Origin of the sequence: Streptomyces ureilyticus (assembly GCF_011045025.1) — a bacterium.
GTDB classification, from domain to species: Bacteria; Actinomycetota; Actinomycetes; order Streptomycetales; family Streptomycetaceae; genus Streptomyces; species Streptomyces ureilyticus.
On the sequence record NZ_JAAKZX010000006.1, the window covers coordinates 19,339 to 39,776 of the forward strand.

Consider the following 20,438-nt stretch of genomic DNA (forward strand, 5'->3'; position numbering starts at 1 on the left):
TGTCAGCGAGGGGCCTCCGTATAGGGGGCAGGGGGAGGGCGGGCTGGTCAGCTTGTCACGCGGAACGTGGCGTCGCTGCGGGCCGTCGCGGTGGTGATCGGGTCGAGGCGGAGCTGGAAGCCGTAGTGGCGGATGTAGCGGTCGGGGTGGTTGTAGGACTGGAAGGACGACCATGCCGAGTCGGCTAGGCCGGCGACCCGGCGGAAGGTGGCGTCCTGGGCGAAGGTGCTGGTGCCGTCGTTGTGGACGAGTTGGAAGTCGGATCCGTTGTGGCGCAGGAAGTATCCGGGGAAGTTGACCGACTCGAAGGAGACGGTGCCGGAGCCGGTCAGGCCGGGCCTCAGGCGGAACTTGGCGTCGTCGGCGGGGCTGACGTTGGGGTCGATGCGTACGTCGAGGTTGGCGTGTCGTACGTACCGGTCTTGGTAGTTGAACGACTGGAGGCGGTTGGCCGGCGTGTTGGGCCAGCGGCCGAGTACGCGGCTTTCCTCGGCGGCCGTCAGGTTCAGGATTGAGCCGTGGCGCTTCTTGGTCCCGCCCATGTCGTAGCTGCCCGACGCCGGGAGGCGGTAGGTGCCGGAGGCGGACGGGTTGGTCGTGGTGACCGGCATGTAGCCGCGGCTTGAGGCGTACTGGTCGAGGTACAGGGCCCACTCGTTGCGGTCCCGGAACTTCATCCACATCGGGCCCTCGACCTGGGAGCCGGTCAGGCCGATGCCGGAGAGGTTGCCGAGGTTGGTCCACGTTCCGAGGATCGAGTTGCTGCCTTCGAGGGTGATCTGGCCGTCGCCGGAGGCCCGTACGTAGCGGTGGCTGCCGATGCCTGCCGGCATCTCCACGATCTGGGTGTCGATGAGGCCCTGGGTGCCGGGGCGGTCGATGTAGACCTGCGGGGTGGTGATGGAGCGGAAGTCCGTCGTGCGGGCGTAGTAGATGCGGTGCTTCAGTACGCCGTTCAGCGTCGCGTTCGTCGCCCAGTACAGGACGTAGTCGTTGGTGGCCGGGTTCCAGATCGCTTCCGGCGCCCAGGCGTTGCGCCCGTCGGGGATGGCGCCGGCGACGTTGAGCAGCCGTGGCGCGGACCAGTTGACCAGGTCGGTCGACTCCCACACCACGAGGTTGCGGCTGCCGCGGTTGATGGAGTCGTCCCACGACTGACCGCAGCCGATGCACAGGTCGGTCGCGATGATCCAGTACTTGTCGCCGCCCGGGGAGCGGACCAGTGCGGGGTCCCGCACGCCCTTCGTGCCCACCGTGGAACGCAGCGCCATCCCGCCGCCGTTGAGGTCGTTCCAGTGCAGGCCGTCCGTGCTGTGGGAGAAGTAGATCTGCTGACCGGTCGCCCCCTCACCGACGAAGTGCGTCATCAGGTAGCCGGGGTCGGCGGCATCGGCCTGTTGGGGTGCGGTCAGGGCCTGGCCTGTGAACAGCAGGCAGGCGGCGATCCATATCGCCGCCAGCCGTGCGAGAAACGCGGACATGTTGGCTCCTGTCTTTCTTCGGGTGCCCGCACGATGTGGGTCTCCGCGTCGATTCACCCTGCGAGCAAGGCGAGTGCGGGGCCGCGCCCGAGTGATTGAGCGGGCTCACGAACGACGCCGTGGCCGCTTGCACGCATACGGAGGCAGCTGAGGCAGCTACATGCCCATGACAGACGTACGGGCATATGGGCCGTTCCCGTCTTGGCCCGGAGATCGGTGGTGGTCGGCTCTTCGTGCGGTCGAGGAGGTAGAGAAGGTTGCGGACGAGAAGGCCGGCGCGGCGGCCGCTTACGCGCAGGCAAGAGCGGTGAGCGGGAGAGCGCCGGCGACCCCCATGTCCGATATATAGAACAGTGTTCGGAAAGTCGGCCAGACGCTATAGGTGGCCGCGAAAGGGTGTCAAGAGGTGGGACAAGGGCTGGATTGCGTGAGCAACGCAAATCCCATGAGGAACGCCAGAACCATTGACCTGCGATTGCCCCGGCTCTACCTTCTGATCGACTTCCCGAACTCGGTCCGGTATATCGGACGCCCGACGCTGGCTGTCCATGGCGTCACCCGCCGGGCCTTGGCTCTCCCGCTCTCCCCGACCGCCCGTTTTCCTTCCCCCCACGCCTCCTTGGAGAGCCGCATGTCCCGCACCGTTGCCAGAAGTTGGACCAGACGTATCACCGCCCGACTTCTCGCCGTCGTACTCCTCGCCGTGGGCCTGGCGACCCTCGACCGGCAGGAGCCGCCGGCGTCGGCGGCGCTGTCCGCCGAACCGGCCGCCGTGAGCACCAGTCAGATCGGCGTCACTCCGCCGCCGATGGGCTGGGCGTCCTGGAACAGCTTCTTCAGCAGCATCGACCACAACGTCATCAAGCAGCAGGCCGATGCCCTGGTCTCCTCCGGGATGGCCGACGCGGGCTACAAGTACGTCAACCTCGACGACGGCTGGTGGCAGGGCCAGCGCGACGCGAACGGGAACATCGTCGTGGACGAGGACCTGTGGCCCGGCGGCATGAAGGCGATCGCCGACTACATCCACAGCAAGGGCCTGAAGGCCGGCATCTACACCGACGCGGGCAAGCAGGGCTGCGGCTACTACTTCCCCACCACCCGCCCGGCCGCGCCCAACACCGGTATGGAGGGCCACTACCAGCAGGACCTGGAGACCTTCCAGCGCTGGGGCTTCGACTACGTCAAGATCGACTGGTGCGGCGGCCGTGAGGAGGGCCTGAACCAGGAGGCGACGTACAAGCAGATCGCCGCCGCCAATGAGGCCGCGTCGGCCGAGACCGGCCGCAAGCTGGTGCTGTCGTTCTGCGAGTGGGGCACCGGACTGCCCTGGAACTGGGCCACCGGCCACGGCGACCTGTGGCGCACCAGCCACGACGTGCTCCTGCACCAGGAGACCCCGGGCCTGACGAAGATGTACCGCAACTTCGACGAGGCCCTCCAACCCGCCGCCCAGCACACCGGCTACTACAACGACCCCGACATGCTGATGGTCGGCCTGAACGGCATGACCGCCGCACGCAACCGGCTGCACATGAGCCTGTGGTCGATCGCCGGCGCCCCGCTACTGGCCGGCAACAACGTGGCCACGATGACGACCGAGACCCGCGACATCCTCACCAACCCCGAAGTCCTCGCCGTCAACCAGGACCCGCGCGGTCTGCAAGGCGTCAAGGTCGCCGAGGACACCCGGAACTTGCAGGTGTACGGCAAGGTGCTCTCCGGCACGGGCAAGCGCGCGGTGATGCTGTTCAACCGCACCGGCTCCGCCGCGAACATCACCGTCCGCTGGGCCGACCTCGGCCTCACCCCGGCCTCCGCCAGCGTGCGCAACGCCTGGACCCGCACCAACGCCGGATCGCACGCCACGAGTTACACCACGTCCGTCCCAGCCAACGACGCGGTCCTGCTGACCGTCTCCGGCACCGAGGCCTCCGGCTCGACGTACGAGGACACCACCACGGCCGCCACCCCGACGTTCGGCAACGTCACCGCCGGGGCGGCGGGCACCAAGCTGGTGGACATCACCTACGCCAACGGCGGCAGCACGGCACGTAAGGCCACCATCCAGGTCAGCGGCCAGTACAGCTACCGCGTAGCCTTCCCGCCGACCGGCTCGGCCACCACCTACCGCACCGTCTCCGTGCTCGCACACCTGGCCAAGGGCGCCAACACCGTGAAGTTCGCGGCGGTTTCGGGCAGCACGGCCCCCGACGTCGACGCTGTCCGCGTCCAGGGCATCCCCGGCACCAACGGGGCAGCGCTCGTCGGCGGAGCCTCGGGCCGCTGCGCGGACGTCGACAAGAACACGTACATCAACGGCACCCAGGCACAGCTCTGGGACTGCTCCGGCGGACGCAACGAGACCTTCACCCAGACCTCGCGCGGTGAACTCGTCGTCTACGGCAACAAGTGCCTCGACGCCGACAACAACGGCACCACCAACGGCACCAAGGTCATCATCTGGGACTGCACAGGCGGCACCAACCAGAAGTGGACCGCCAACTCCAACGGCACCCTCACCAACAACCTCTCCGGCCTGTGCCTGGACGCCTCCAACGCGGCAACCGCCAACGGCACCAAGCTGATCCTGTGGACCTGCAACGGCCAGGCCAACCAGAGGTGGACGCTCACCTGACCCATCCATTGACCCATCCATCGAAGGAATCGAAGGACGGGTAGATCGCCCTAAGACGCGCTCTCCTGCCAGCCGGTAGTCGAACTGGCAGGAGAGCGCTGTCACTTACTCATGTCACCCCGACGTGCCCGTGCCCTACCCACGGACGCCGAAGCTGTACGAGCCCGACCCGACCTCGAACACGGAGGCCCCGTCCTCCATGCGCAGGAACCGAATGCCCTTCGCCGCGTCGACCGGTCGGCCGCCCTCGGTGACCGCCCCACGCGTCTTCGCCGGTACGTGGATCTCCGCGACGGTGTTGACCGGCACCGTCACCTTCAGGTCGAACTCGCCGTCGCGGGCGCTCCACTTGGACGACAGAAGGCCGTAGACGGTCTTGAGTGTTCCGGAGCCTTCCCTCAATTTGCCGCCGGGCATCGGCGCGATCCGCGAGCGCCTGTAACCGGGCTCGATCGCCGAGAGGCCGCCGATGTTCTGGAACATCCAGTCGCCCACGGCGCCGTACGCGTAGTGGTTGAAGGAGTTCATGTCGACGGGGCCGAAGCTGCCGTCGGGCATGATCGAGTTCCAGCGTTCCCACATGGTGGTGGCGCCGTTGGCGACCTCGTAGCCCCAGGACGGATAGTCCTTGTGCAGCAGCATCTTGTACGCCAGGTCGTCGCGGCCGATCTTGCTCAACGCGGGCAGCAGCAGCGGTGTGCCGATGAAGCCGGTCCTCAAGTGGTAGTCGGTGAGGGCCAGTTTGGCGACGAACTTCTCGCCGGCCTTCTCGACCAGTGCCGGATCCGAGATCAGGTCCATGCCGAGGGCCAGCGCGTACCCGGTCTGCGAGTTGCGTTTGACCGTGCCGTCAGCTGCGACGTAGGCCTTGGTGAAGGCGTCGCGGATGTCGGCGGAGAGCTTGCGGTAGTCGGACGCCGCGGCGTCATCGCCCAGGGCCTTGGCCACCTCCGCCATCATGCGGGCGTTCTCGGCGTAGTAGGCCGTGCCCAGGATGCCCTGCTCGGTCGGGTCGTCCAGATGCAGCCAGTCGTCGGTGAAGAATGTGGTGCGGCCGGGCTCGAGCAGATCCGCTCCGGCGCTGTCGCGCACGAACTGGAAGAACTTCCGCATGGCGGGGTAGTTCGCGCGCAGGATGCTGGTGTCGTCGTAGGAGCGCCACACGTGGTACGGCACGGTGATCATCACGTCCGACCAGCCGACACCGCTGTCGCCGAACTGGCCCTGAGGGGTCGGTACGACCGCCGGCAGATCACCGTTCGCGTACTGGGAGTTGCGCACGTCCGCCATCCAGTGGGACAGGAACGCGCGGGTGTCGACGAGGTAGTTGGCCGTCGGCGCGAACAGGCTGATGTCTCCTGTCCAGCCGAGGCGTTCGTCGCGGGCGGGCGTGTCGGTGGGGATGGAGAGGAAGTTGGCGCGCTGGCTCCAGGAGATGTTGCTCACCAGTTGGTTGAGCATGCTGTCCGAGGTCTTCAGCGTGCCGGTGGACGGGAGGTCGGATCCCCAGACGACGCCCTTGACGTCGGAGAGCGCGGGCGGCTCGTTGACCCCGGTGATCTCGATGTAGCGGAATCCGTGCTGGGTGAAGGTGGGTTCGTAGGTCACCGTTCCGTTCTTGGCGAAGGTGTAGCGGTCGGTGACCTTGGCGCTGCGGAAGTTGTCGGTGTAGAGGGTGCCGTTCTTGTTGAGGACCTCCGCGTAACGGATCTTGACGATCTGGCCGGCGGAGCCGGTGAGGGTCAGCCGTGACACGCCGACCATGTTCTGGCCGAGGTCGTAGACGTACGTTCCGGGGGTGGGCTCGGTCATCTTCCGGGCCTTGAGCACCTGGGTCCGGCGCACCGGCTCGTCGCTCTGCGGGACCAGCAGGGCAGTACGGGACTCAAGGCTCGCGGCGGGCTCCCACTCGGCGTCGTCGAATCCCGGCCGGCTCCAGCCCGACGGCTTCAGACGGGCGTCGTACGTCTCGCCGTCCTGCAGATCGGCCTTCACGTACGGCCCGTCCGCCGCCTTCCACGAACCGTCCGTGGCGATCCACTGGACCGTCCCGTCGGTGTAGGTGATGCGCGTCTTCGCCACGAGAGCGGGGGTGTCCCCGTACTGGCGGCTCCAGCCGAGCCCGACCTTGCCGGCCCACCAGCCGTCGGCCAGGGACGCGCCGATCACGTTGTCGCCGCCGGCGAGCTGCTTCGTCACGTCGTACGTCTGGGACTGGACGCGCTTGTGATAGTTCGTCCAGCCGGGGGCGAGCACCTGGTCGCCGACCGGCTTGCCGTTGAGCTCCAGCTCGTAGAGGCCGAGGGCGGACGCGTACACGCGCGCGGAGGCGACCCTCTTGCCGGTCTTGGTCGCGAAGTCCTTGCGCAGCAGCGGCTGCGGCCGGGCCGTGGGTTGGTACAGGGCGTCGGCGGTGCCGGACACGACCAGGGCGGAGTCGGCTATGTCGCCGCCGGTGAACGGGTTCCGGCCCGACGCGAAGTCGGTGTCGAGCAGGGTGTCGCCGTCGGCGCTGGTCACGACGGCTTCGTGGATGGTTCCCCGTTCGTCGCAGCACGCGTGGGTGCGGAAGCCGATGTAGCCCTTGGCGAACGTGGAGTCCGTGAAGGTGTTGACCAGCTTGCCGTCAAGGGTGGTCTTGATGGTGGTGCCCGCCACGTCGTAGCGGACGGTGTGCCGGCCGGCGAGGAGACCGGCGTTGGTGAAGCCGTGGGGCGCGAGATCCACCTGCTCCACCACGGAGTACGTGCCTTTGACCTGCTTGTGGAGTCGCAGCATCGGGGTGGAGCTCGTGACGCTGAACTGCCACATGTACCCGTTGCTCACATCCGGGGAGCGCAGGAACATGCCGAAGGCAGAGCTGTCGAGCTCGAACTCGACCGTGGCGGTGTAGTCGGTCCACTTGTCCAACTCGCTCGGAGCCGCCGGGCGGGTGATCCACTGGGCGCCGTCCCAGTCGCCGGCATCCAGCAGGCCCGTCTCGAAGTGCGCGGCCGCGCTCCATGGGCTCGCGACTCCCTTGTCGTCCCAGGCCCGCACGCGCCAGGAGTAGCGGGTGCCCGCCTCCAGGTCAGGACCGCCGTACCGCACGCCGACCTGACGGCCGGACGCCACCTTGCCGGACGACCACACATCGGCAGCCCCTGGCGTGCGCCCGACCTGGATCTCGTAAGCCTTCTGCGAGGTCGCCCGTCTGGTCGACGCCGACTGCCAGCCGAAGACCGGGTCCTCACCACCGATGCCCAGCGGGTTCACCCGGCCGTTGGTGGTCAGAGCCTTCACGGTGAATGGCGCGTCCGAGGCCGATGCCGCGGGGGAGGCGGCCGCCGGAAGGACCGCCAGGCCTCCGACCACGGCGAATACGACCAGGCCTCTCAGGAGTACGCGGAAAAGTGAGCGTTTACGAAGCATGCCATCTCCGTTTTGAATCGTTTCAGTCCGCGGGTGTTCGCGGTCGGCGTCGCCGCAAGGCGTAAGGGTGCCCGGTGTTGTGTGCAACGTTCTACGTCGAAACGACCCAACCCTGGGGTGGAGGTGTCCAGTGCGTCAAGAGGGGCGACAGGAAATTCCCGGCGGGCGGATGGGGCAGCGCCTGTTGATCAGGCGCCGGGCGGTGCCGTGCTGTCGCGCGTCACCAGGTGTGGTGTCGACGCCATGACGACCGCGCGGTCGCGCCGCTTCTCGAGGCGTTCCAGCAGCAGCCGGGCCGCGGTCTCGCCCATCATGGCGCCCGCCTGGTCGACGCTGGTCAGGCTCACGGGGGCGAGGGCGGCGACGGAGGTGTTGTTGTATCCGGCGAGCGAGAGATCGCCGGGGATGCGCAGGCCGAGCTCGGCGGCGGCCCGGAAGACACCGGTCGCGGCGACGTCCGCGCCGGCGAAGATCGCGGTGGGCGGGTGCGCGGAGGTGAGCAGTTCCATGGCACCGCGGTAGCCGCCCTCGTCTGAGTACCCGGAGTGCACCACCCGGGCCAGGTCCGCCAGACCGTGCCGGGCCATCGCCTCGCGGTAGGCGGCCCGGACGTGGTGCTCGGGCCGCTGCTTCCACTGGCTGCCGCGCACCGTCGGATGCGACAGATGGGCGATGTCCCGGTGCCCGAGGCCGACCAGATGGTCGATGACCAGGTCGACGCCCGCCCCGTCCTGGTTGACCACGCAGTCGTACGCCGGCGAGGGGTCATGGTGGCCGATCACCACCGTCGGCACCCCGGCGGCGATGCGCACCACCTCCGAGCGGGGAACGGCGGGCGCGATCAGGATCAGGCCGTCCATCTGCCGGTCCACCATGGCGTGGATCAGCTTGGTCTGATCCTCCATCTCGGAGGAGCCGCTGGAGCCGATGAACAGCGCGTACTCGGTGTCACGCAGCCGCGCGTCCACCCCTTCCAGGAGGTCGGCGTAGAAGGCGTTGCGGATGCTCGCGAGCAGAACGCCGATCGTGTAGGTGCGGCCCCGCATGCCGCGGGCGGCGGCGTGCGGTCGGTAGCCCAGCTCGGTCATGGCCGACTGCACCCGCTCCCGCATCGCGGGGCTCACTCCATACGCGTTGCGCAGCACCTTCGACACCGCGGAGGTGGACACACCCGCACTGCGCGCGACGTCGGTGATGGTGACCCTCTTCGAGCCGCCTGCCGGTTGCATGGGGTCCCCTCCGTTGTCATGCGCCGCACCCCCTCGTGGAACGTTATACGAACCCTGGATGCCGTTTTACGGAGCGACCGGGTCCCCCACCGCCCCACCCGTGGCGGTGCGAATGGCATGCGCGATGCGTTCCGGAGCGTCGGCGAACTCCCGGGGGTCGGTGCCGCCGAGGAGGGCGGCGCCGATGTGCTCGTTGATGACCCGTAGAGCGGCCGAGGCCGCCGCGCCGTGCAGGCGCACCTGGAGGTCGTCGGCCGGGAGCTGGAGTCGTACCGCGATGATCTCGGTCATCTCACGCTCCACCTGGTCGCAGGCCATCAGCCAGGCGGTGCGAATGGCCGGTTCCCTGTCGGCCAGCAGGATCATTTTCATCGCGAGCGTGTCGTCGGCCCGCCTGGCCTCGTCGGCTTCACGGCCGTATCGGATCGACTCCACGGAGACATGCTCTTCGAGGGAACGTTCCGGAGGCCAGCTGCGCAGCATGGACATCTCCCATTCCACGCCTTGCGTCACGATGGGCTCGGCACAGCTCTCCTTGCTGCGGAAGTGGCGCCAGATGGTGCGCGTCGACAGGCCCACGGCCTCGGCGATCTGGTCGCCGCTGGTCGCGTCCACGCCCTGCTCCCAGAACAGGCGGGCCGCTTCCCGCGAGATCTCCAGCCGCAGGCGGTGGCGCCGTTGGTCACTCATCCCGCCGCGCTTGGTCGATGCCACGCCGGCCATGTTCGCTCCTTGCTCTGTTCCTGCTCACGTCAGCATGCTCTGTCCCTGCTCACGTCAGCACATCAGCGTCACAATGACAGTAAGTGACTCCCGCGCGCCAGCCCGGTCCGGGCGGGCGCGAAGCTCAGCGGTTGATGCCCCACGGCATGACGAAGCCGTACTTCCCCACGTACACCGAAACGAGCGCCGCGCAGATCGCGACTCCTACCGCGGTCAGGGCGAGGTTCCGGCGGCGGACGCGCGGGTCCAGGGCGCGGTGGGCGGCTTCGGTGACCTTGCGCTTGGTCCAGCGGAGGATCCGCTGCGCCCAGGCGAACTCGGTGGCCCACAGCGCCATTCCGGCGAAGATCGCCAGCCAGCCAGCCAGCCAGCCGGGCCCGGGCAGCGGCAGCAGGATCACACCCACGACGATGACGGCGAGGCCGATCAGCAGGACACCGGCCCGCCAGCCGAGGTGCAGCGGCCGCGAGCGCCTGATGAACTCCGGCGCCCTGGATCCCAGCGGCTTCTCGTCCGTCACTTCTCCCACTTCACCGCCGGCCCTGTCTGCGTTCGGCACGTGGATCAGCCCCTTGCGCGTGGATCAGCTCCTTGATGGACGCCGCAGCTGTCATTTCATGGTGCGACCTATGGCGTCGTCCGGCTCAGGACGCCGGTACGCGGGTGAACCGCCCCGCCACCCGCAGGTCCGCCTCGATCGCGTCCACCGTCGTACGCAGCTGAGGCAGCACCTCCGCGACGCACTGCTCCGGAGTGCGTCGCGAGCTGTGCATGGCGACGTTCACCGCGGCCACCACCGTGCCCGTGCGGTCGCGGACCGGGACGGCGATGGAGCGCAGGCCCTCCTCCAGTTCCTCGTCGACCAGCGCGTAGCCGTCCTGTCGTACGTGGTCCAGGACGGCCGTCAGCGAGGAAGGGTCCGTGATCGTGCGCGGGGTCAGCTGCGGCACGGCGGGGCTGGGGCGTTCGGCGGGGGACAGGTCCGCGAGCATGACGCGGCCCAGTGAGGTCGCGTACGCGGGCAGACGGGTGCCGACCGTGATGTTGACGCTCATGATGCGGCTGGTGGCGACGCGCGCCGTGTACTGGATCTCGTCGCCCGCCAGGACCGCCAGTGACGCCGAGTCGTGCAGCCGGCCCGCGAGTTCGGCCAGGTACGGTGCCGCGATCTGGGGGAGCGTGGTGCGGGACAGCGGCGGAAAGCCGAGGCCCAGGACGCGGGGCGTCAGCGCGAAGGTCCGCCCGTGCGCGGTGACGTACCCCAGGTGCTCCAGCGTGATCAGCGCCCGGCGAGCCGTCGCCCGCGCGAGCCCCGTGGCCCGCGCGACCTCCGTGAGCGTCAGCTCGGCCCGCCCCTCACCGAACGACGTCAGCACCGTCAGCCCCCGCGCCAGCGACTCGACGAACTCCCGGCCCAGCTCCTGCTTCGACGCCCCCGTCCAGACGGCGAGCCCCGACGGAGCGGCCGGAGGAACGGCCGTGGCCACCCGCGGACCGGCGCGCAGATCCCCTTCCATCGCGCGCACGGTCTCCCGCAACCGAGGCAGCAAGGTCTCCCGCAACGAGTCCGCCGTATGCCGGCTGGTGTGACTCACCACGCTCACCACACACGCGATACGGCCACTGCCGTGATCGCGTACGGGCATGGAAAGGGCGACCAGCCCCGGCTCGATCAACTGGTCGTCCAGCGCCCAGCCCCGCTCGTCCGCCTCCCGCGCCCGCTCCCCGAACTCCCCGTCCGCGGTGGGACGTTCAGCAGGCGGCAAGGCCGGGAAACCCCGGTCCTCGGGATCCGCGGCCCGCCGCTCGCGCCACCGCGCCCAGTCCTGCTCGCTCCACTCCGTGGCGAACAGCGGTCCCGGCGCGGTGCGTTCGGCCGGCAGCAGATCGCCGATCCGGAAGCTCAGCGACATCGCCCGCCGCCGGGTCGCCTGGTGGATGAACCGGATCCCGTCCCGGTCGGCGACCGCCAGCGACACCGACTCGTCCAGCTCGTCCGCGAGCGCGTCGGCCCGCCCGTCCAGCAGCCGGGGCAGCCGCAGCGCGGCCAGATACGCGTTGCCCAGCTCCATCAGCCGCGGCGCGAGCACGGCGTCCCGCCGATCGAGACGTACGTACCCCATGCGCTCCAGCGTCGCCACGATCCGGTCGACGGTGGACCTGGCGAGGCCCGTGGACCGCTCCAGTCCGCTGAGACTCGACGTCCCGCCCGCCTCGGTGAGCCGGCGCAGCACGGCGATCCCGCGCATCAGCGGGGCGACGGCTTCCGCGGGCACGGGCGCGCCGGCATCGGGGGTGCCGGGCGCCGGCGTGAGGTCTGTCGATGACATGGGTTCTCGGGTTCTCGGCTTTCCGTGGCGGTGTCCGGAACACGGTAACCACCGCCCAGTACCCACGAGCCCCGCACGAACCACCCGAGCCCGAACCGGAACCGCCCCACCTCACCGCCGCGTGACGTACACCCGCTGATTCCCGTCCCCGTCGGCCTCCCCGACCCGGATCCGGATCCCCTCCCGTACGTCCTTGAACTGCCGCCCCGGACCGAACGCCGCGTCCGACAACTCCGCGTGCACGTTCGGACCGGGAGTGCACCCGCCGCTGTCCTTGGTGGCGTCGACCACGTGGATGGGGCCGTGCCCGGTGTCGACGTCCGCGTCCACCTTGTAGACGAGTACGCCCGGCTTGCAGACGTCCTCGTCGTTGCCGCCGGGGGTACGCAGCTCGACCGCGTACCCCCGCTTCGCGCCGATCGGCAGGAAGACCAGCTTGTCGCCGCCGCGTTCGGGCAACGGGGTCAGCACATGCTCGGTGGAGCCGGGCGCGGCCACGCAGGCGACCTGGGCGTCGTCGAGCCAGCCGAGCTTCCACTTGTGCCAGGCCAGCAGATCGTTACCGGCCCCCCAGTCCTCGCTCATGATGTCCCAGTGCCCGACGGCGCCGCCCCCGTCCCGGGTGTAGAGGTCGGGCAGGCCGAAGACATGGCCGTTCTCGTGGGGGAGTACGCGATAGCCGGTCTTGCCGTACGAGCCGGAGCCGTCGTCCTGGCGGCTGTAGATGAAGGACGCGTTGGCGACGGGCACACCGTCGGCGACCGGCGCCTCCGCGTTGCCCGCGAAGGTCACCGACAGGACGGTGTCCAGGGCGGAGGGGCCCGCGTTCGGGGTGACCAGGACGTTCAACAGGTCGTACGCCTTGAAGTCGACCATCGGATCGGCCACGGCGACGAGGTCCTCGACCAGCTTCCGGTACGCGGGATCGAAGGGGGCGCCGCGTTCTATCCCGTACGCCTTGAAGGGCTTGGGCATCCGCAGCCAGTCGCGGACGGGGGCGACGGGGCGGTAGTCGAGACGGCCGTACGAACTGGTGCGGAACCAGCGGGTGGTCTGCGGGAAGAACTCCCGATAGCGGTCGAGCGCGCTTCCCCTGCCGGGTGCGTCGGAGAAGTCGACCATGAGGTTCAGGGCCCGGACGGTGCCGGTGGAGCGGGCATAGCCGGGCGGGGTCGGGATGCCCTCCGAGAGCTGTACGTCCACCGCGCCGCTGAGCCTGCACGGGCCGAGCGCCGCCGGGCGAGCCGTCGCGACCGGTCCCGCCGCCGTCGCCGAACCGGCCGGCAGCCGGCCGCTGTCCGCCGAGGTGCTGACCACCAGCGTCAGCAGGGTCATCGAGGCGAGGGTGGCGGCACGGCGGCACGAACGTATCCGGCGGCTGGCGGGCTGCATGCAGGGGGCCTTTCGCTCCAGGCAGCCTGCTGTTTCCGGCTGCACCCTGTGCGATCACCCTGTTCCGTCTCCTGGGAGGGCGCGCGCTGGAGGAGACCGAACGTGGGTCTCCCGAGGGGCTGTGACCCGGATCACAGGGAATTTCCTCAGGTGGGAAATATCCGGGGAGCGTCTCCCCGTTTAGACCTGTGTCCGAGCGAAGCGGGGAGTCCTTCCCCGGATCGCCAGCCATCAGCACTCAGGAGTACGCCGTGCGGACCGCAACCCCCGAGCAGCGCAAGGCAACCCGGCCGCGGGCCGATGCCCTGCGCAACCGGGAGCGGATCGTCACCGCCGCCCGGGAGATGTTCGTCGAGTTCGGCCCCGATGTGCCGCTCGACGAGATCGCCCGCCGGGCCGGCGTCGGCAACGCCACGGTGTACCGCAACTTCCCGGACCGCGACGCACTGGTCCGGGAGGTCGTCTGCTCGGTCATGGACCGCACGTCGGAGGCGGCCGAGCGCGAGCTCGCCGAGACCGGCGACGCGTTCGAGGCGCTGTCGCGCTTCGTGCACGCCGCCGCCGACGAGCGGATCAGCGCGCTCTGCCCGATGGTCTCCAGCACCTTTGACCAGCACCACCCGGATCTGGAAGCCGCGCGCCGGCGCATCGAGGACCTGACCGAGCGATTGATGGAGCGCGCCCGCCTGGCCGGGCAGCTCCGCCCCGACGTGGGCGTCGGCGACGTCATGATCGCCGTGGCCCAGCTCAGCAGGCCCCCGGCCGGCACCGGATGCCTGAGCCACGACCGGTTCGTCCACCGACACCTGCAGCTGTTCCTGGACGGTCTGCGGGCGCCGGCCCGCTCCGAACTGCCGGGCACGGCCGCGACCATGGAGGACCTGCGACGAGCCTGACCGATTAGTCCCGACCGATTAGTTCGGCGCCCCAAACCAGTCACTAGAGCACCAAGCTTCCGGCCGCCACCGGCAAAGACGTCGACGGGGACGTCACCGCCGGGGAGCCGTCCTTTTTCGACACTTTTTCCGTCACGAAGTCCAGAAGTGGGTACCCCCATGTCTGAAACAGACCAGGCCACCGCCGCCAAGGCGCCGGCTTCCGATCCCAACCGCTGGAAAGCGCTCGTCTTCATCGCGCTGGCCCAGCTCATGGTCGTACTCGACGCGACCATCGTGAATATCGCCCTGCCCTCGGCCCAACAGGACCTGGGGATATCGGACGGCAACCGGCAGTGGGTCGTCACGGCCTACGCCCTCGCCTTCGGCGGTCTCCTCCTCTTCGGCGGCCGGATAGCCGACCTGTGGGGCCGTAAGCGGGCCTTCGTCGTCGGCCTCATCGGCTTCGCCGCGGCCTCCGCTCTCGGCGGCGCGGCCACCAACGAGGCCATGATGTTCGGCGCCCGTGCCCTCCAAGGCGTGTTCGGCGCGCTGCTCGCGCCCGCCGCGCTCTCCCTGCTCGCCGTGATGTTCACGGACGCCAAGGAGCGCGCCAAGGCGTTCGGCATCTACGGTGCGATCGCCGGTGGCGGCGGCGCCGTCGGCTTCATCCTCGGCGGCGTCCTGACCGAGTACATGGACTGGCGCTGGACGTTCTTCGTCAACATCCCGTTCGCGATCATCGCGGCGCTCGGCGCGTACTTCGTCATCCGTGAGCCGGAGGGCGGCCGCAACCGCAACCCGCTCGACATCCCGGGTGTCCTGCTGTCCACCCTCGGCCTGGTCGCGCTGGTCTACGGCTTCACCCGCGCCGAGTCCGACGGCTGGGGCGACTCCGTGACCGTCGGCATGTTCGTCGCCTCCGCGGTCCTGCTGCTCGCGTTCGTCGTCACCGAGGCCAGGGTCAAGGCCCCGCTGCTGCCGCTGCGCGTGGTCACCGACCGCAACCGCGGCGGGGTGTACCTCTCGCTCGGTATCGCGATCATCGCGATGTTCGGCACGTTCCTGTTCCTGACCTACTACCTGCAGATCGTGAAGGGCTACTCGCCGATCAGCACCGGCTTCGCCTTCATGCCGATGATCGTCGGCATGATGGTCGGCTCGACCCAGATCGGCACGCGTCTGATGACCCGCGTTCCCGCGCGGCTGCTGATGGGCCCCGGCTTCCTGGTCGCCGCGGTCGGCATGCTCCTGATGACGCAGCTGGAGATCGGCTCGTCGTACGCCTCGATCATCCTGCCGGCGATGCTGCTGCTCGGTCTCGGTATGGGTACGGCGTTCATGCCGGCCATGTCCCTGGCCACCCTGGGCGTCGAGCCCCGGGACTCCGGTGTCGCCTCCGCGATGGTCAACACCTCGCAGCAGGTGGGCGGTGCGATCGGCACGGCCCTGCTGAACACGATCGCCGCGTCGGCCACGACCTCCTACATCGCGGACAACATCGGCTCCGCGACCTCCCGCTCCCAGCAGCAGCTGGTCCAGCTTCAGGGCCAGGTGCACGGCTACACCAACGCGATCTGGTTCGCCGTCGGGATGCTGGTGCTCGCCGCGGTCATCGTCGGCACCCTCGTCAACGCCGGCCGCCCCGACATGTCGGAGACGACCACCGGAACGGGTGACGAGGCCGAGGACGAGCTGCGCGTCCCGGTGATCGCACACTGACGGGACGGCACGGGGTCTCCCACTGACCCTCGTACGTACGCAGTGGTGGGGACGACTTCGTACGTACGAATCCGGGATCTGCCCCGGCTCCATGAGCGGTGGAGCCGGGGCAGATCCATGCCCGGAGCGGGCGTGCGCTCAGCGCAGCCAGGGCAGATCCGCGCTCGCGTCCTTGGGCTCGAGGCCTTCGGCGATGATCTGCAAGGCCTCGCCGAGGGCCTTCTGCTGGTCCGGGGAGAGCCGGTTGAAGACGGCCTGGCGTACGGCGTTGACGTGACCGGGCGCGGCCTGCTTCAGAACCGACATGCCCTGGTCCGTCAGGATCGCGAACTGTCCGCGCTTGTCCGAGGGGCAGTCCTCGCGCCGGACCCAGCCGTTCTTCTCCAGCCTGGCGACGGCGTGTGAGAGCCGGGACCGCGTGATCTTCATCGTCATCGCGAGTTCGGTCATCCGCAGCCGCCTGTGCGGTGCCTCACTGAGGCATGCGAGCAGGACGTAATAGATGTGCGGCATACCCGCGTCGCGCTGCAGCTGACGGTCGAGATGGTCCTCAAGGAGGGCGGTGGCGTGCACATACGCACGCCAGACGCGCTGTTCCTCATCGCTGAGCCAGCGCGGCTCTTCAACGTGTGCCGTATCCATGTATCTACTGTAGACGACCCCTCCTTGAATTTTAAACGAAAGAGAGGTATTGTCCTTTTCAGATAAGTTGAGGATTCAAGTACAAGGTCAAGTGCTGAAGCCACGAGGTCCCGGAGGGGAGCCGCCGTCATGTCCGCCGCCACCGAGGAGCGCACCGTTCCCGAGCGCATGCCCGCGCTCTACCTCTCGCACGGAGCCCCGCCGCTGGCCGACGACCCCATCTGGCCCGGCGAACTGGCCGCCTGGTCGGCCGGCCTGCCGCGCCCCAAGGCGATCCTCATGGTCTCCGCCCACTGGGAGGAGGCCCCGCTGGCCCTCGGCGCGGTCGAGACCGTCCCGCTCGTCTACGACTTCTGGGGCTTCCCCGAGCACTACTACCGGGTCCGTTACGAGGCTCCCGGCGCCCCCGAACTCGCCGAGTCCGTACGCAAGTTGCTGCGCGCCCCCGGCATCCCGGTGCAGGACATCCCCGACCGCGGCCTCGACCACGGGGCGTACGTCCCGCTCGTCGAGATGTTCCCGGCCGCCGACATCCCCGTACTGCAGATCTCGATGCCCACGCTCGACCCGGTCCGTCTGATGGACATCGGCCGCAAGCTGGCACCGCTGCGCGACGAGGGCGTCCTGATCGTCGGCTCCGGCTTCTTCACGCACAACCTCGCGGCGCTGCGGCACACGGGCGGCGGCGTGCCCTCCTGGTCGAGCGAGTTCGACGACTGGGGACGCGACGCCCTGGACGCCGGTGACATCGACGGACTGCTCGACTTCGAGCGCAAGTCCCCGGCCGGCCGCCTCGCCCACCCCCGCACCGAACACTTCGCCCCGCTCTTCGTGACCATGGGCACGGCGGACGCGGTGGGCGAACTGAAGGGCCAGAGGTCCGTCATCGAGGGCTTCTGGATGGGCATGGCGAAGCGGTCGGTGCAGTTCGGCTGAGGACCCCTGTTCGGGTAAGGACCCCGAAAGGCTGTTCCCGGGGCGGCGAGCGCCACTAGAGTTTCTTCTCGTACCAGGCCACGTCCCAGTACTGTCCGAACTTCCGCCCGACCTCGCGGTACGTGCCGACGTAGCGGAAACCGAAGCGCTCGTGGAGTCGTACGGAGGCCTCGTTCGGCAGGGCGATCCCCGCGTACGCCCGATGCAGGTCCTCGCGAGCCAGATCCTCGAACAGGGACTTGTAGAGCAGCGTGCCGATGCCCCGGCCGCCCGCATCCGGGGCGAGGTAGACGGTGACCTCGACGGAGGTGCCGTAGGCGGGCTTGGCTCGGTAAAGGCTGGATGTGGCGTAACCCAGAATCTCCTGTGAGTCCACGTCCGCGGCAACCTTCAGGCGGTGCGGACCGTCTTCAGGGTGGGAGAGCAGCCAAGGGCGGCGTTCTTCCGCAGTGAAGACCGCGGTATCGAAAGTGATGGGCGTCTCGCGTACGTAGTGGTTGTAGAGGTCGGTGAGAGCGACGAGGTCACCCTCGACTCCTGGCCTGACCAGCACCTCTGTACGTTCCGACGACATCTGGCCTCCCTTTGTGGCGGCACAGGGTACTGCAAGATCAGAAAAATTGAGGGGCGGGTTGGGAATTCTGTCCGGATTCCAGTCGTTGATTCCATTGGATGCCGGGCACCCGGAAGGGTGGCCGAACCCCCACAGATGACCCGCAAGCCCACCACGCAAGGGAGCACGCATGGCAACCCGTGCCGTCGCCCGTCACAAGTCCGCCACTGGCGAGACCGACGCGGTACGCAGCGTTCGCGCGGGCGAGATCGCCGACCGGGACCTGGTCGGCATGTACCTCGACGAGATAGCGCGTACACCGCTGCTCGACGCCGCCAAGGAAGTCGAGCTGTCCCAGATCATCGAGGCGGGTGTGTTCGCCCAGCAGATCCTCGACGGTGAGGTGACCGACGCCAAGGCCGACGCCTCCCGTGAGGAGCTGGAGGCGCTGGTGGCCGACAGTGAGCGGGCCAAGGACATCTTCATCCGCTCCAACCTGCGCCTGGTCGTCGCGGTCGCCCGCCGCTACCCCCGTAGTGGCCTTCCGCTCCTCGACCTCATCCAGGAGGGGAACGCGGGCCTGGTGCGCGCGGTCGAGAAGTTCGACTACCGCAAGGGCTTCAAGTTCTCGACGTACGCGACCTGGTGGATCCGTCAGGCCATCACGCGCTCGATCGCCGACCAGTCGCGGACCATCCGGCTCCCCGTCCACCTGGTGGAGGAGCTGGGCCGGATCCGCCGAGTGCAGCGCGAGTTCAACCGCGAGCACGGGCGCGAGCCGGAGCCCGCGGAGATCGCCGCGGAGCTGGGTTCGAACCCGGAGCGCGTCATCGACGTGCTGGACTGGGCCCGCGACCCGGTCTCGCTGAACATGTCGGTGGACGACGAGGGCGAGACGCAGTTCGGCGACCTGCTCGAGGACACCTCGGCGGTCTCGCCCGAGCAGTCCGTACTCACGCTGCTGCGCAGCGAGGAGCTGGACGACCTGATCGGGCGGCTAGACCAGCGCACGGCCTCGATCATCAAGATGCGGTACGGCATCGAGGACGGCCGCGAGCGCACGCTCACCGAGGTCGGCAAGGAGCACGGCCTCACCCGCGAGCGCATCCGCCAGATAGAGAAGCACGCACTGCTGGAGCTGAAGAAGCTGGCCCGCCAGACCGGCTTCGACGCGGCGGCGTAACGCCCGGCCACCGCCTCGCGATGAGTCGCACACCACACGCTTCAGATCCGCATCAACCGCCCGAGCCCGGGCACCAGCCCCCAGGGCTCCCAGGACCAAGTCCCGACGCTATCCCCCCCCGGCGCCGGGACTTCCCCAGAGCCGAGCCTCCGGCGCCTCTCCCCCTGGCGCCGGGGCTCGGCTCCATCTTTTCGGGGCGCGACCCCTGCACCGAACGTCACCAGTCCCCCTCCTCCGGTAGGGGCCGCGGGACCTCCCCTCGTGACACAATGTGTCCACAGGGTCACCCCGGGGTTCAGGTCCGGGGTGGCCCTTCGTCTGCCGCCCGGCTGAGGCGACCCCCCAAGTCCCGTACACACTGCACAAGTTCCGCCGGTTCATGAACCGTGAACTCGCAGTCCACCATCGCCAGCCGCACCGCCATCCACTCCACCGAGTCGCCCACGGCGGCCCGGAGCCGGCAGCTCTGGTCGTCCAGCGGCTCAGGTGCACCGAGCCACTTGGGAAGGCGGGCCGCGATGAAGTCCGCGGGCGCCGCGAACGTCACGTCCAGCTCGTACGTCTGCTGCCGCCCGTACATCGACTGCCGCAGATACTCGGCCGCATCCCCCGTCGGCAGCTCGCGCGGCGCGAACCGGGCGCCCGTCGCGAAGGGGTCGGAGACCCGGTCGACGCGGAACGTACGCCAGTCCTCGCGGTCGAGGTCGTATGCGACGAGGTACCAGCGGCGGCCGGTCGACACCAGACGGTACGGCTCGGTCAGGCGCTTCGAGGGTGTGCCGTCCCCCGAGCGGTAGGCGAACCGCAGCCGTTCATGACCCGCGACCGTCGAGGCCATCACGGTGAGCGTCTCGGGCGCGATGCTCGCCCCGTCCCCGCTGGTCAGAGGAGTCGTGGCGGCCTGAAGTGTGGAAACGCGGTGGCGCAGCCGGCCCGGCAGGACCTGCTCCAGCTTGGCGAGCGCCCGTACGGATGCCTCGTCGACGCCCTCGAGGGCGTGCCCGGCCCCGGCCCGCAGCCCGACCGCGATCGCCACCGCCTCCTCGTCGTCGAGCACGAGCGGCGGCATGGCCTTCCCGGCGACCAGCCGGTATCCGCCGTCCGCGCCCATCGTCGCCTGCACGGGATACCCCAGCTCCCGCAGCCGGTCCACATCCCGCCGTACGGTCCGCCGTGACACCCCGAGCCGGTCGGCGAGCTCGCCGCCGGGCCACTCGCGCGGGGTCTGGAGCAGGGAGAGGAGCGTGAGGAGCCGGGCCGGTGTGTCGGTGGTCATGAGTTGTCTCCCTCTCAGCGGTCCCGTTTTCTCGGCTACTTCGAGGA

Annotated in this window: 15 protein-coding genes; 5 read left to right on the forward strand and 10 right to left on the reverse strand. The window is 69.0% G+C overall.

The window, feature by feature from the left end; all coding sequences use genetic code 11:
* Positions 1-47: 47 nt before the first annotated feature.
* On the reverse strand, positions 48-1,481 hold the full coding sequence (locus G6048_RS03010) for a glycoside hydrolase family 43 protein (RefSeq protein WP_165337833.1): 1,434 nt from the start codon (positions 1,479-1,481) through the stop codon (positions 48-50).
* Positions 1,482-2,112: 631 nt separating this feature from the next.
* Between G6048_RS03010 and G6048_RS03015 the strand changes: the two genes are divergently transcribed.
* Positions 2,113-4,119 carry an RICIN domain-containing protein gene (locus tag G6048_RS03015; RefSeq protein WP_165337834.1) on the forward strand — a complete coding sequence of 669 codons (2,007 nt, stop codon included), beginning with the start codon at positions 2,113-2,115 and terminating at the stop codon, positions 4,117-4,119.
* A 135-nt stretch (positions 4,120-4,254) separates the two neighbouring features.
* Here the strand turns inward: G6048_RS03015 and G6048_RS03020 are convergent, their stop codons facing one another.
* The 6 genes from G6048_RS03020 to G6048_RS03045 form a co-directional block, all read right to left on the reverse strand.
* A complete protein-coding gene (locus G6048_RS03020; protein WP_165337835.1) occupies positions 4,255-7,530 on the reverse strand; it encodes an alpha-L-rhamnosidase in 3,276 nt (1,091 codons plus the stop codon).
* A 188-nt stretch (positions 7,531-7,718) separates the two neighbouring features.
* Positions 7,719-8,759, reverse strand: a complete 1,041-nt coding sequence (locus G6048_RS03025) for a LacI family DNA-binding transcriptional regulator (protein ID WP_165337836.1) — start codon at positions 8,757-8,759, stop codon at positions 7,719-7,721.
* Positions 8,760-8,825: 66 nt separating this feature from the next.
* Positions 8,826-9,482 carry a TetR/AcrR family transcriptional regulator gene (locus G6048_RS03030; protein ID WP_235989438.1) on the reverse strand — a complete coding sequence of 219 codons (657 nt, stop codon included), beginning with the start codon at positions 9,480-9,482 and terminating at the stop codon, positions 8,826-8,828.
* A 124-nt stretch (positions 9,483-9,606) separates the two neighbouring features.
* Entirely contained in the window at positions 9,607-10,041 is a 435-nt protein-coding gene (locus tag G6048_RS03035; protein WP_328825658.1) for a TIGR02611 family protein, read from the reverse strand.
* 85 nt (positions 10,042-10,126) lie between these two features.
* Complete coding sequence (locus G6048_RS03040) at positions 10,127-11,812, reverse strand: IclR family transcriptional regulator domain-containing protein (protein WP_235989439.1); 1,686 nt, start codon at positions 11,810-11,812, stop codon at positions 10,127-10,129.
* 111 nt (positions 11,813-11,923) lie between these two features.
* Entirely contained in the window at positions 11,924-13,204 is a 1,281-nt protein-coding gene (locus tag G6048_RS03045; RefSeq protein ID WP_165337837.1) for a M6 family metalloprotease domain-containing protein, read from the reverse strand.
* A gap of 251 nt (positions 13,205-13,455) precedes the next feature.
* On the opposite strand from G6048_RS03045, the gene G6048_RS03050 reads away from it, so the two are divergent.
* Together G6048_RS03050 and G6048_RS03055 are read left to right on the forward strand one after the other, a co-directional pair.
* Complete coding sequence (locus tag G6048_RS03050; protein ID WP_165337838.1) at positions 13,456-14,100, forward strand: TetR/AcrR family transcriptional regulator; 645 nt, start codon at positions 13,456-13,458, stop codon at positions 14,098-14,100.
* Positions 14,101-14,259: 159 nt separating this feature from the next.
* Positions 14,260-15,801, forward strand: coding sequence for an MFS transporter (locus G6048_RS03055; RefSeq protein ID WP_165337839.1), 1,542 nt, complete (start codon positions 14,260-14,262; stop codon positions 15,799-15,801).
* A gap of 138 nt (positions 15,802-15,939) precedes the next feature.
* Here the strand turns inward: G6048_RS03055 and G6048_RS03060 are convergent, their stop codons facing one another.
* Positions 15,940-16,443, reverse strand: a complete 504-nt coding sequence (locus tag G6048_RS03060; protein ID WP_165337840.1) for a MarR family winged helix-turn-helix transcriptional regulator — start codon at positions 16,441-16,443, stop codon at positions 15,940-15,942.
* A gap of 129 nt (positions 16,444-16,572) precedes the next feature.
* Between G6048_RS03060 and G6048_RS03065 the strand changes: the two genes are divergently transcribed.
* Positions 16,573-17,379: a dioxygenase family protein gene (locus tag G6048_RS03065; RefSeq protein WP_206341098.1), complete on the forward strand. Its 807-nt coding sequence runs from the start codon at positions 16,573-16,575 to the stop codon at positions 17,377-17,379.
* 55 nt (positions 17,380-17,434) lie between these two features.
* On the opposite strand, the gene G6048_RS03070 is transcribed toward G6048_RS03065, so the two are convergent.
* Positions 17,435-17,953 carry a GNAT family N-acetyltransferase gene (locus G6048_RS03070; RefSeq protein WP_165337841.1) on the reverse strand — a complete coding sequence of 173 codons (519 nt, stop codon included), beginning with the start codon at positions 17,951-17,953 and terminating at the stop codon, positions 17,435-17,437.
* 169 nt (positions 17,954-18,122) lie between these two features.
* Here G6048_RS03070 and G6048_RS03075 point away from each other — a divergent pair, with 169 nt between their 5' ends.
* Complete coding sequence (locus tag G6048_RS03075; RefSeq protein WP_165337842.1) at positions 18,123-19,115, forward strand: sigma-70 family RNA polymerase sigma factor; 993 nt, start codon at positions 18,123-18,125, stop codon at positions 19,113-19,115.
* A 295-nt stretch (positions 19,116-19,410) separates the two neighbouring features.
* Here the strand turns inward: G6048_RS03075 and G6048_RS03080 are convergent, their stop codons facing one another.
* Positions 19,411-20,391 (reverse strand): helix-turn-helix transcriptional regulator, encoded by a 981-nt coding sequence (locus G6048_RS03080; protein WP_165337843.1) that lies wholly within the window; start codon positions 20,389-20,391, stop codon positions 19,411-19,413.
* Positions 20,392-20,438 lie beyond the last annotated feature (47 nt).

What these genes read in the sequence shown, in the direction of transcription:
- G6048_RS03010 (WP_165337833.1), bottom strand. Translation starts at nt 1,481, where the DNA reads ATGTCCGCGTTTCTCGCACGGCTGGCGGCGATATGGATCGCCGCCTGC.
- G6048_RS03015 (WP_165337834.1), top strand. Translation starts at nt 2,113, where the DNA reads ATGTCCCGCACCGTTGCCAGAAGTTGGACCAGACGTATCACCGCCCGA.
- G6048_RS03020 (WP_165337835.1), bottom strand. Translation starts at nt 7,530, where the DNA reads ATGCTTCGTAAACGCTCACTTTTCCGCGTACTCCTGAGAGGCCTGGTC.
- G6048_RS03025 (WP_165337836.1), bottom strand. Translation starts at nt 8,759, where the DNA reads ATGCAACCGGCAGGCGGCTCGAAGAGGGTCACCATCACCGACGTCGCG.
- G6048_RS03030 (WP_235989438.1), bottom strand. Translation starts at nt 9,482, where the DNA reads ATGGCCGGCGTGGCATCGACCAAGCGCGGCGGGATGAGTGACCAACGG.
- G6048_RS03040 (WP_235989439.1), bottom strand. Translation starts at nt 11,812, where the DNA reads ATGTCATCGACAGACCTCACGCCGGCGCCCGGCACCCCCGATGCCGGC.
- G6048_RS03045 (WP_165337837.1), bottom strand. Translation starts at nt 13,204, where the DNA reads ATGCAGCCCGCCAGCCGCCGGATACGTTCGTGCCGCCGTGCCGCCACC.
- G6048_RS03055 (WP_165337839.1), top strand. Translation starts at nt 14,260, where the DNA reads ATGTCTGAAACAGACCAGGCCACCGCCGCCAAGGCGCCGGCTTCCGAT.
- G6048_RS03060 (WP_165337840.1), bottom strand. Translation starts at nt 16,443, where the DNA reads ATGGATACGGCACACGTTGAAGAGCCGCGCTGGCTCAGCGATGAGGAA.
- G6048_RS03065 (WP_206341098.1), top strand. Translation starts at nt 16,573, where the DNA reads ATGTCCGCCGCCACCGAGGAGCGCACCGTTCCCGAGCGCATGCCCGCG.
- G6048_RS03070 (WP_165337841.1), bottom strand. Translation starts at nt 17,953, where the DNA reads ATGTCGTCGGAACGTACAGAGGTGCTGGTCAGGCCAGGAGTCGAGGGT.
- G6048_RS03075 (WP_165337842.1), top strand. Translation starts at nt 18,123, where the DNA reads ATGGCAACCCGTGCCGTCGCCCGTCACAAGTCCGCCACTGGCGAGACC.
- G6048_RS03080 (WP_165337843.1), bottom strand. Translation starts at nt 20,391, where the DNA reads ATGACCACCGACACACCGGCCCGGCTCCTCACGCTCCTCTCCCTGCTC.